We start from the raw sequence: 12280 nt of genomic DNA, 5'->3' as shown, positions 1-12280 counted from the left end.
CAACTGCTTCAGAGTGGGATGTCACGATGACCGAGGACAAACTCCGTACCTATCTGCGCAAGGTCACGGCCGAACTGCAGCAGACCCGTCAGCAGCTCAAGGACAGCCAGGATCGCGTTCGTGAGCCCCTTGCCGTCGTGGGGATGGCCTGTCGGCTGCCCGGCGGGGTCGACTCCCCCGAGCAGTTGTGGCAGATGGTGATCGACGAGGCCGACGGGGTCAGCGGATTCCCCGAGGACCGGGGCTGGGACCTGTCCTCGCTGTTCGACCCCGACCCCGACCGGCCGGGAACGACGTACACCCGCGAGGGTGCCTTCCTGCGCGAGCCGGGCGCCTTCGACGCCTCGTTCTTCGGGATCTCCCCGCGCGAGGCGCTGACCATGGACCCGCAGCAGCGGTTGCTGCTGGAGACGTCCTGGGAGGCGCTGGAGCGCGCGGGGATCGACCCGCACACGCTGCGCGGCAGCCGCACCGGTGTGTTCGTCGGAGGCACCGCCATCGAGCACACCGTGAAGCTGATGAACTCCCCGACCGACCAGGGATACGCGATCACGGGTGGCTCCGCCAGCGTGATGTCCGGTCGTGTCTCCTACGTACTGGGCCTCGAAGGGCCCGCGGTCACCATCGACACGGCCTGCTCCTCCTCACTCGTCGCCCTGCACTCCGCCGTGCAGTCGCTCCGGCAGGGCGACTGCACACTGGCCCTCGCCGGCGGTGTCGCGGTGATGGCCACCTCGTCCGCCTTCGTCAGCTTCGCCCGGCAGCGCGGCCTGGCCGCGGACGGCCGTTGCAAGGCGTTCTCCGACGACGCCGACGGCATCGGCTGGGGCGAGGGCGCCGCCATGGTCCTGCTGGAGCGCCTCTCGGACGCGCGCCGCAACGGCCACCCCGTGCTGGCCGTCATCCAGGGCTCGGCGGTGAACCAGGACGGTGCGTCGAACGGCCTGAGCGCCCCGAACGGGCCCTCGCAGCAGCGGGTGATCCGTTCGGCCGTCGCCAACGCGGGTCTGACCCTGGCCGACGTCGACATGGTGGAGGCGCACGGCACGGGTACGACGCTGGGCGACCCGATCGAGGCCCAGGCGCTGCTGGCCACCTACGGTCAGGACCGCTCGGACGGCCGGCCGCTGTGGCTCGGTTCCCTGAAGTCGAACATCGCACACACTCAGGCGGTGTCCGGCGTCGCCGGTGTGATGAAGAGCGTCCTGGCGCTCCAGCACGCCGTCATGCCCAAGACCCTCCACGTCGGCAAGCCCAGCACACAGGTGGACTGGTCGGCGGGTGCGGTGGAGTTGCTGACCGAGGCGCGTGCCTGGCCGGAGACGGGACGGCCGCGTCGGGCGGGCGTGTCGTCGTTCGGCATCAGCGGCACGAACGCGCACGTCATCCTGGAACAGGCCCCTGAAGAGCACGATGCCAGGGAGCCGCAGCCCACGGACGCCGCCGCGCCGCCCTTCACCGCGAGTCCCGCGCCCCTGCCCTGGCTGATATCCGGCGACACCGAGACCGCACTGCGAGACCAGGCCGCGCGGCTGCGGACCCACCTCGACACCGGCCCCGGCTTCCTGAGTGCCGACGTCGGCTACTCGCTGCTGACGAGCCGTTCCGTTCTGGCCCAACGCGCGGTGCTGTTCACCCACCAGGACACGAACCGCCCCGCCGAACTCGCCGCCCTCTCCGCCCTCTCCGACGGATTCGAAACCCCCGGCCTGGTACGGGGTTCCGGTGACGTGGGGAGCGGTGTGGTGTTCGTGTTCCCGGGTCAGGGTTCGCAGTGGGTGGGTATGGGGCGTGAGTTGTGGGACGCGTCGCCCGTGTTCCGGGCTCGTATGGAGGAGTGTGCGGAGGCGCTGGCTCCGTTCACGGACTGGTCGTTGCGGGATGTGGTGTTCCGTGACGGTGATGATCCGTTGTGGGCGCGGGTGGATGTGGTGCAGCCGGTGTTGTGGGCGGTGATGGTGTCGCTGGCCGCGGTGTGGCGTTCGTTCGGGGTGGAGCCGGCGGCGGTGGTGGGTCATTCGCAGGGTGAGGTGGCGGCCGCGTGTGTGGCGGGCGGGTTGTCGTTGCAGGACGGTGCGCGGGTCGTGGCGGTGCGTTCGCGGCTGGTGCGGGAGAGGCTGTCGGGCCGGGGTGGTATGGGTTCGGTGGCGTTGCCGGTGGCGGAGGTGGAGGAGCGGCTGGCCGGGTTCGGGGGCCGGGTGGGGGTCGCGGCGGTGAACGGTCCGTCGTCGGTGGTGGTCTCGGGTGAGTCCGAGGCGTTGGAGGCGTTGCTGGCTCAGTGCGAGGAGGAGGGGGTGCGGGCCCGTCGTATCGCGGTGGACTACGCCTCCCACTCCGCCCAGGTGGACGCGCTGAACGAGGATCTGCTGGCGGAGCTGGACGGGATCCGGCCGGTGTCGTCGTCGGTGGCGTTCTATTCGACGGTGACGGGTGAGCGGTTCGACACCGCCGGGCTGGACGCGGGGTATTGGGTGGCGAATCTGCGGGAGCGGGTGAGGTTCGAGCCCGTGACGCGTCTGCTGGCCGAGTTGGAGCATCAGGTCTTCGTGGAGTCCAGCCCGCATCCGGTGCTGACCGTGGCGGTTCAGGAGACGGTGGAGGGTGTGTTCGGCGCTGGGACCGCGGTGGGTTCGTTGCGGCGTGAGGAGGGTGGTGTCCAGCGGCTGCTGACGTCGCTGGCCGAGGCGTACGTCGCCGGGGTTCCGGTGGACTGGTCGTCGATGTTCGCGGGCAGTGGTGCCCGTCGGGTGGACCTTCCCACCTACGCCTTCCAGCACGAGCACTACTGGATCAAGGACGTCGTCCAGCCCGGCCAGGAGACCGGTGGAACGACCGATCCGGTGGATGCCGCGTTCTGGGGGGCCGTGGAGCGGGCGGACGTCGACGGTGTGGCCTCGCTCGTCGACGGGCTGGATGCACAGGCGTGGGAGTCGGTGGTTCCCACGCTGTCGGCCTGGCGCAACGGTCGTCGGGCGCAGACGACCATCGACTCGTGGCGGTATCGGACGGTGTGGCGTTCGGTGGTGATGCCGTCGGTGGGTTCTTTGAGTGGTGTGTGGTTGGTGGTGGGCCGGGGTGGTGGTGGTCCGGTGGCGGAGGTTGCGGAGGCGCTGAGGGTGGCGGGTGCCGAGGTGCGGGTGCTTGATGTCGCGGCGGGGGTGACGCGTGGTGAGTTGGCGGAGCGTTTGAGGGGTGTGGGTGAGGTCGCTGGTGTGGTGTCGTTGTTGGCGTGGGGTGAGGGTGATGAGGTGTTGGCCTCGTCGTTGGTGTTGGTGCAGGCGTATGGGGATGCGGGGTTGTCGGCGCCGGTGTGGGTGTTGACCCAAGGTGCGGCGGTGGTTGGTGCGGGTGATGTGGTGTGTGCGGGTCAGGTGGCGTTGTGGGCGTGGGGGCAGGTTGCGGGTCTGGAGTTGCCCGGGGTGTGGGGTGGGCTGGTGGATGTTCCGGCGGTGTGGGACGGGCGGGTGTCCGCGCATCTGGTCGGGGTGTTGGCGGCGGGTGGGGGTGAGGATCAGGTCGCGGTGCGTTCTTCGGGTGTGTTCGGGCGGCGTTTGGTGCGTGCGCCGTTGGGTGTGAATGCGGAGGTGGTGCGGGGGTTCGTGCCGCGGGGGACGGTGTTGATCACTGGTGGTACGGGTGGTGTGGGTGGGCATCTGGCGCGTTGGCTGGCGGGTGAGGGGGCCGGCCGGCTGGTGTTGGTGAGTCGTCGTGGGGCTGAGGCGGAGGGTGTTGCGGAGCTGGTGGAGGAGTTGGCGGGGTTGGGTGCCGAGGTGGAGGTGGTGGCGTGTGATGTGACCGATCGTGCGGGGCTGGCGCGGGTGATCGAGGGTGTTCCGGCCGAGCATCCGCTGACGGCGGTCTTCCACACCGCCGGTGTGGCCGGTTACGGCTTGGTGGGGGAGGTGGACGCGGGTGAGATGCGGGTGCAGATGGCCGCGAAGACGCTGGGTGCTCGTCATCTGGACGAGTTGACGGCTGGGCTGGAGCTGGACGCGTTCGTGCTGTTCTCGTCGGGTGCGGCGGTGTGGGGCAGTGCGGGTAACGGCGCGTATGCGGCGGCGAACGCGTATCTGGACGGTCTGGCGTGGGAGCGTCGGGCGCGGGGTGTGGTGGGGACGTCGGTGTCGTGGGGTGGCTGGAAGGCCACGGGTATGGCGACCGATGGTACGGCGGAGCAGTTGGAGCGTCGTGGTGTGCGGGCGATGGAGCCGGCGTTGGCGGTGGAGGCGCTGCGTCAGGTGCTGGAGCGGGACGAGACGGCGTTGACGGTGACGGACATGGACTGGGGGAGGTTCACCCCGGGGTATGTCATGGCGCGTCGCAGGCCGTTGATCGAGGACATACCCGAGGTCGCACAGGCCCTCGCCGAGGAGACCGACCACACCACCGGCGACGACTCGGGCGGTTCGGCCTTCCGGGCGGAACTGGTGGCACTCACCCTCCCCGAACAGCACGACCGGCTGCTCGACCTCGTACGGGCCGAGGCGGTCGCCGTCCTCACACTCCGTACGACGGACGACATCACGCCCGCCAGGCCGTTCAAGGAACTGGGCTTCGACTCGCTGACCGCGATGGAACTGCGCAACCGGCTCAACGCGGCGACCGGCCTGCGGCTGCCCGCCACCCTCGTCTTCGACCACCCCACGCCGCACCGGCTCGCCGGCCACCTCCACGAGCAGATGTTCGGCAGCGCCACGGAGACGGCGCTGCCGGAGCTCCGCGCCACGGACGACGACCCGATCGTGATCGTCGGCATGGCCTGCCGCTTCCCCGGAGGCGTACAGGGCCCCGAGGACCTGTGGCAGCTCCTCGTCGAAGGCCGCGACGAGATGACGGACTTCCCCGCCGACCGGGGCTGGCACGGACTCGCCATGGACTCCTTCCTGGAGGAGTCCGGCGGCGCACGCCAGGGAGCCTTCCTGGCCGGGGCGGCCGACTTCGACGCGGCGTTCTTCGGGATCTCGCCGCGTGAGGCGCTGGCGATGGACCCGCAGCAGCGGCTGCTGCTGGAGACGTCGTGGGAGGCGCTGGAGCGGGCCGGCTTCGACCCGCTCGCCCTGCGCGGCAGCCGTACCGGTGTCTTCGTCGGCGGCACCACCCAGGAGTACACGACCGTACTGATGAACTCCGCCGAGGCGAGCGGCGGTTACGCGCTCACCGGTGCCTCGGGCAGCGTGATGTCCGGCCGGGTCGCCTACGTGCTCGGCATCGAGGGGCCTGCCGTCACCGTGGACACGGCGTGCTCCTCCTCTCTGGTGACCCTGCACCTCGCTGCACAGGCCCTGCGCAGCGGCGAATGCGACCTGGCCCTCGCGGGCGGTGTCACCGTGATGGCGACACCGGGCGCGTTCGTGGAGTTCCAGCGGCAGGGCGGTCTGGCCCCCGACGGGCGGTGCAAGGCGTTCGCCGACGGGGCGGACGGCACCGGCTGGGGCGAGGGTGTCGGTGTGCTCGCCGTGCAGCGGCTGTCCGACGCGGTGCGGGACGGGCGTCCCGTCCTGGCGGTGGTGCGGGGTTCGGCGGTCAATTCGGACGGTGCGTCGAATGGTCTGACGGCGCCGAACGGTCCGTCGCAGCAGCGGGTGATCCGGCAGGCGTTGGCGTCGGCGGGGCTGTCACCGGCCGATGTGGACCTGGTGGAGGCGCACGGTACGGGGACGAGTCTGGGTGATCCGATCGAGGCGCAGGCGCTGCTGGCGACCTACGGCCAGGACCGCGCGGACGACCGGCCGTTGCTGCTGGGCTCGGTGAAGTCGAACATCGGGCACACCCAGTACGCCGCCGGTGTCGCGGGCCTGATCAAGTCGGTGCTGGCGCTGCGGCACGGGGTGATGCCGGCGACGTTGCACGTGGACGCGCCGTCGCGGGAGGTGGACTGGTCGGCGGGCGCGGTGGAGCTGCTGACCGAGGCCAGGCAGTGGCCGGAGACGGGACGGCCCCGCCGGGCGGGTGTCTCCTCGTTCGGGATCAGCGGCACCAACGCACACGTCATCCTGGAACAGCCCCCTCGGACCGACCCTCCGGCGGACCCGGCCGACGGCGCGGCGCCGCCCGCCGCGCTGCCGGTGACCCCGTGGGTGATCTCCGGCCGGAGCGAGGAGGCACTGCGCGCACAGGCCGCGCGGCTGCGGGACCGTCTCAGGGACCGGCCCGGCCTCAGCCCGGTGGACGTGGGCTGGTCGCTGGCGGTTTCGCGTGCGGTTCTGGAGCACCGGGCGGTGCTGACCGGGCGGGAGCCGGGTGGGTTCCTGGCCGGGCTGGAGGCGCTGGCCGAGGGGGAGAGTGCCTCGGGTGTGGTGCGGGGTGTGGCCGGTGAGGGTGGGACGGCGTTGCTGTTCACCGGTCAGGGTGCCCAGCGGGCCGGTATGGGGCGGGAGCTGTACGAGGCGTACCCGGTCTTCGCCGGGGCTTTCGACCGGGTGTGCGGGCATCTGGACCTGATGCTGGAGCGGCCGTTGAAGGAGGTCGTGTTCGGCGGTGACGAGGCGGTGCTGGCGCGGACCGAGTGGGCGCAGCCGGCGTTGTTCGCGTTGGAGGTGGCGCTGTTCGAGCTGGTCGCCTCGTGGGGTGTGCGGGCGGATGTGCTGGTGGGGCATTCCGTCGGTGAGCTGGCGGCGGCTCATGTGGCCGGGGTGTGGTCGTTGGCGGACGCGTGCCGGGTGGTGGTGGCGCGGGGCCGGTTGATGCAGGGGTTGCCTTCCGGTGGGGCGATGGTGGCGGTGGAGGTGGCCGAGGACGAGTTGGGGGTGTTGCCGGCGGGGGTTTCGGTGGCGGCGGTGAACGGGCCGCGGTCGCTGGTGCTGTCGGGTGATGAGGGTCCGGTGCTGGAGCTGGCGGAGTCGCTGGCCGGTGCGGGCCGGCGGACCAGGCGGCTGTCGGTGTCCCACGCGTTCCACTCGGCGCGGATGGAGCCGATGCTGGCCGAGTTCGCCGAGGTGCTCAGGGGCGTGGAGTTCCGTTCCGCCGCGATCCCGGTGATCTCCAACCTCACCGGCGGGACGGCGGGCGCGGAACTGACCACGCCCGAATACTGGGTGCGGCAGGTCCGCGAGGCGGTCCGCTTCGCCGACTGCGTCACCACCGCGTCGGGCCGGGGTGTGGACACGTTCCTGGAACTGGGCCCGGCGGGTCCGCTGACCGCGATGGTCGAGGAGGTCCTCGACCACGCCGGCACCGAGGCCGTGTGCGCCCCCGCCCTGCACCCCGAACGCCCCGACACGGAGAGCCTGGCGCGCGCACTCGGCCGGATCCACGTGGCCGGCGCGTCCGTCGACTGGACCGCGCTGTACGCCGGTACCGGCGCTCGCATGGTGGACCTGCCCACCTACGCCTTCCAGCACAAGCGGTACTGGCTCGACTCCCTCGCCACCGGCAGCGGTGATCCCGTCACCCTCGGCCTCACGGCGACCGGCCACCCGCTGCTCGGCGCCGGGGTGCCGCTGCCCGGCTCGGACGGCTTCCTGTTCACCAGCAGGCTCACCCTGGCGGCACAGCCGTGGATCGCCCACCACGCCCTGTTGGGCACAGCCCTCCTGCCGGGCACCGCGTTCGCGGAACTGGCGTTGCACGCCGGCGGCCAGGTGGGATGCGAACGGATCGAGGAACTCACCCTGGAGGCCCCGCTGATCCTGGGTGAACAGGGCGGGCGCGCGGTCCAGGTGGTCGTCGGAGGACTCGACGAGACCGGTCGACGGAGTATCACCGTCCACTCGCGGTCCGACGACGGGGGCGAAGGCGAGCCGTGGCTGCGCAACGCCACCGGCGTGCTGACTGAGCACCGGGGAGCCGAACCCGGCGCCGTGACGGAGGTATGGCCGCCCGCGGGCTCGACGGAGATCGCGGTCGACGACTTCTACTCGACCATGGCCGAGGCGGGCTTCACCTACGGACCGGTGTTCCAGGGCCTTCGCGCCCTGTGGACCAGGGACGGTGAGCTGTTCGCCGAGGTCCGCCTCCCGGAGGAGGCGGGGGACGCGAACGACGGGTTCGGGGTGCACCCGGCGCTGCTGGACGCGGCACTGCAGCCGCTGGCGCTCGGCGTCCTCGGCGGCACGGCCGACCGCGAACCGATCAAGGGAGGCATGCCCTTCGTCTGGACCGGAGTCAACCTGCACGCCACCCACGCCACGGTCGCACGAGTCCACCTGGCCCCGGCCGGGCGCAGCGAGGTGTCCGTCGCGGTGACCGACGACATCGGCCTGCCGATCGCCACGGTCGACTCGCTGGCGATGCGGGACCCCGCACTGGAGCAGTTCACCGCCTCGGCACCGAGGCAGGACGCGTTGTTCGGCCTGAAGTGGACCGCGCTGCCCCTGGGAACCCGACAAGCCCCCGGGGAGTGGGCGATGCTCGGATTCGACCCCCTGGAGATCCGGCCGCGGCTGGTGGAGGCGGGCCTCACCGGCACGCCCTACCTCGACCCGCAGTCCCTGGCCGACAGCCTGGAAACGGGCGTGCCCGTACCCGCGGTGGTCGCCATGTCCTGCATCGGCGGCGATCAGGGCGGCGTCGTCGCGGCCACCCACGACGTCGTACGCCGGGTGCTGGAGGTGCTCCACCACTGGCTCGCCGACGCCCGTCTCACACGATCCCGGCTGGTGCTGCTCACCCGGGGCGCGGTCGCGGCAGACGACCAGGACCGTACCGGGGACCCGGCGGCCGCGGCGGTCTGGGGCCTGGTGCGCGCGGCGCAGTCGGAGCACCCGGACCGGATCGTGCTGGTCGACATCGACGACGACCAGGCGTCCTACCGGGCGCTGCCCCAGGCGCTCGCCACCGGTGAGCCGCAGCTCGCCCTGCGCGCGGGCACCGCGACCGTGCCCAGGCTGGCCCGGCACACCACGCCGCCCCGGACCGAACCGGGCTTCGGACCCGACGGCACCGTGCTGGTCACCGGCGGCACCGGCGCCCTGGGCGCCGTGGTCGCACGCCATCTCGTGGCCGCCCACGGCGTACGCCACCTGGTCCTGGCCAGCCGCAGCGGGGACGACGCCCCAGGCGCGGCCGCGCTGCTGGACGAACTGACCGGACTGGGCGCCGACGCACGGATCGTGGCCTGCGACGTCGCGGACCGCGATGCGCTCGCCGCGATGCTCGGGGACATCCCGGCCGACCGTCCGCTGACCGGCGTCGTCCACACCTCGGGTGTGCTGGCCGACGCCACCGTCGAGTCGCTCACGCCGGACGGACTCGACGCCGTGCTGCGGGCCAAGGCCGACGCGGCCTGGCACCTGCACGAGCTGACCGAAGGGGCACCACTGCGGGAGTTCGTGCTGTTCTCCTCCGCTGCCGGACTCCTTGGCAGTCAGGGGCAGGCCAACTACGCCGCCGCCAACGCGTTCCTGGACGCCCTCGCCGCCCACCGGCGCGACGCCGGACTGCCCGGCACCGCACTGGCCTGGGGCTGGTGGGAGCAGCCCGGCGGCATGGGCGCCGGCCTCGGCCGGGCCGAACGCGCCCGGATGGCCCGCGGCGGGGTCGGCCCCTTCACGGCGGAGACGGGCATGGCGGTATTCGACCAGGCCCTCGCGGCGGGCACCGATCCCCTCCTGGTGCCGATACGGCTGAACACCGCCGCCGCACGGGCGGCCGACGAGCAGCAGATACCCCCGCTGCTGCGCGGCCTGGTCCGCGCCCCGCAGCGCCGGGCCACCCGGTCGGACACGCGGGCCACCTCCCGGCTGCACGAGCGACTCGCACGGGCGGCCGAGCCCGAGCGGCTGACCGTACTGACGGACCTGGTCCGCGGCGAGGTCGCCGACGTACTCGGACACGGCGGAGCCGAGGAAGTCGACGACACCGACGGGTTCGTCGAGCTGGGCTTCGACTCGCTCACCTCGGTGGAACTGCGCAACCGGCTCAACGAACGCACCGGGCTCCGCCTGCCGTCCACGGTCGTCTTCGACCACCCGACGCCCGCCGAACTCGCCGCCGCGATCAGCGGTGAACTGCGCACCACGACCGCCCCAGCCGCCGCGTCCGGCGAAGTCGCGAGCGACCGGGGCCAGGACACCGCCGCGGCCGGCGGGACCGGGCGGAACGACGACCTCGCCGTCGTCAACGGGGTGGAGGCGCTGTACCGGCGCGCCGTCGAACTGGGCCGGCTCGACATCGGACACATCGTGCTGCGCAACTCGGTCGATCTGCGGCCGAGCTACCGCGACCCCGAGGAGGTGCGCAACGGGCCGGCCCTCGTCAGGCTCGGGGAAGGCGATCGGCACCCGAAGATCATCGGGTTCCCGTCGCAGTCCGTGTGGGCGAGCAACCAGGAACTGGTCGCCATGGCGGCACCACTGCGCGGCATGCGGGACGTGTGGTCGCTGATGCTCCCCGGCTTCGTCACCGGGCAGCCGGTCGCCGCCGACGTGGACGCGGCCGCCGACTACGCCGTACGTCTCATCGAGGACCTGGTCGGCGACGAGCCGTTCGCGTTGACCGGGCGGTCCTCCGGCGCTCGCGTCGCCCACGAGGTGACGGCCCGGCTGGAGGAGCGCGGCCGGTCGCCGGAGGGCCTGGTGCTGATCGACAGCTACCTGGCGGGCTACGACGCCACCTCCTACATCACGCCCGTGCTGGAGGCGAAATCCCTGGACCTGGAGAAGGACTTCGGCCGGATGACCGGGACGCGCCTGACGGCGATGGCCGCGTACTTCGGGATGTTCGAGCACTGGCGGCCCCGGGAGATCTCCACTCCGACGCTGCTGGTGCGGGCCTCCGAGTGCTACGGCCTGGAACCGGGGCAGGAGCAGCCGCCGGCCGAGCAGTGGCAGGCCGCGTGGCCGCTGCCGCACGACGCCGTCGACGTACCGGGTAACCACTACACGATGCTGGAGGGCCACGGGGACGTCACCGCGGCGGCCGTGCACGAGTGGCTGACCGGGCAGGAGCGGTAGTCCGCCCGGCGGTGTGACCGCCGTGCACGACGGGCCGTGTTCCCCGCGTGGGGAACACGGCCCGTCGGCCCGCGGTGGAGGAACCCGGACACCGCGAAGGGCCCGGCAGGCGCGTCGCCTGCCGGGCCCTTCGCCGTCGCACCGCCTACCAGGTGATGGGCAGGCTTTCGAGACCGCGGATGATCGAAGCGCTCTTGAGCCGCAGCTCCGACTCGGGGACCGCCAGTCGCAACGACGGCAGGCGCTCCAGCAGCGCCTTGAATGCCTCCTGGAGCTCGATACGGGCGAGCTGGGCGCCCAGGCAGTGATGGATACCGGCGCCGAAGGCCAGGTGGGGATTGTGCTCACGGCCCAGATCCAGCAGTTCCCCGTCCGCGAAGACCTCGGGGTCCCGGTTGGCGGTGGCGACCGCGGGCAGGACGACGGCGCCCGCCGGCAGCACCTTGCCGTTGCTCAGCTCCACCTCGGCGGTGGTCAGCCGGGGGATGATGCCGCCGGTCGTGGTGAGCGGCACGAACCGCAGCAGCTCGTCGATGGCACGCGGCAGCGCTTCCGGGTTCGCGCGTACCTCCTCGAGCTGGTCGCGATCGTTCAGCAGGTGCACCAGGAACATGCTGATCTGATTGGCGGTCGTCTCGTGGCCGGCGCTGAGGATACCGATGCTCAGCGCGGTGATCTCGCGGTCGGTGAGCGTCGGGTCCTCCTCGCTCACCTTGATCAGCGCGGTGATCAGGTCGTCGGCCGGGTTCTCCCGCTTGGCGGCGATGAGTTCACCGAAGTACCCCACCAGGGAGACGGTCGCGGCCTCCTTCTCCACGACCTGGCTCCAGTCCCCGAGCAGGGCGTTGGACCAGGCGTGGAACGTCTCCTGGTCCTTGGCCGGCACGCCGAGCAGCTCGCAGATCACCCGGACCGGCAGCGGCACGGAGAACGCCTTGACCAGGTCGACCGGTCGCGGCTGGTTCTCCATCTCGTCCAGCAACTCGGCGACCAACTCGGCGACGCGAGGCCGTAGCTGCTCGACCTTGCGCGCGGTGAAGGCCCGGGTGACCAGCTTGCGCAGCCGGGTGTGCTCCGGCGCGTCCATGCCGACGAGGGACTCGTTCATCAGCTTGCCGGTCTCGGTCTCCGACATGCTCGCGGCCGCACTGGCCATGACCTTGCTGCTGAACCGGGAGTCGACGAGCACCTTGCGGACGTCGGCGTGCTTGGTCACCATCCAGCCGGAGATGCCGTCGGGGAACTTCACCTCCACGACGGACTCGCCGTCACGGATCTCGGCCAGCTCGGGGGGCAGGTCACGGACGGAGGGCGGCTCGGGGAAGGGGAACGCTATGGGCTCGGAAGGCGCTTCGGCCATGACATGCTCTCCTGACTCGTGAAGGTTT

General features: G+C 71.8%; 2 protein-coding genes. One reads left to right on the top strand and one right to left on the bottom strand.

The annotated features are described in order from the left end of the window. Nucleotides 1-26: 26 nt before the first annotated feature. Nucleotides 27-10892 carry a type I polyketide synthase gene (locus tag B1H29_RS11750; RefSeq protein ID WP_079160169.1) on the top strand — a complete coding sequence of 3622 codons (10866 nt, stop codon included), beginning with the start codon at nucleotides 27-29 and terminating at the stop codon, nucleotides 10890-10892. Between the two features lie 145 nt (nucleotides 10893-11037). On the opposite strand, the gene B1H29_RS11745 is transcribed toward B1H29_RS11750, so the two are convergent. After that, nucleotides 11038-12252 carry a cytochrome P450 gene (locus B1H29_RS11745; RefSeq protein WP_055422399.1) on the bottom strand — a complete coding sequence of 405 codons (1215 nt, stop codon included), beginning with the start codon at nucleotides 12250-12252 and terminating at the stop codon, nucleotides 11038-11040. Nucleotides 12253-12280: the final 28 nt, after the last annotated feature.

Source organism: Streptomyces pactum (assembly GCF_002005225.1).
Taxonomy (GTDB): Bacteria; Actinomycetota; Actinomycetes; order Streptomycetales; family Streptomycetaceae; genus Streptomyces; species Streptomyces pactum_A.
This window is presented reverse-complemented; position numbering and strand designations above follow the sequence as displayed.

Coding starts and splice junctions, on each gene's coding strand:
- B1H29_RS11750 (WP_079160169.1), top strand. CDS start 27: ATGACCGAGGACAAACTCCGTACCTATCTGCGCAAGGTCACGGCCGAA.
- B1H29_RS11745 (WP_055422399.1), bottom strand. CDS start 12,252: ATGGCCGAAGCGCCTTCCGAGCCCATAGCGTTCCCCTTCCCCGAGCCG.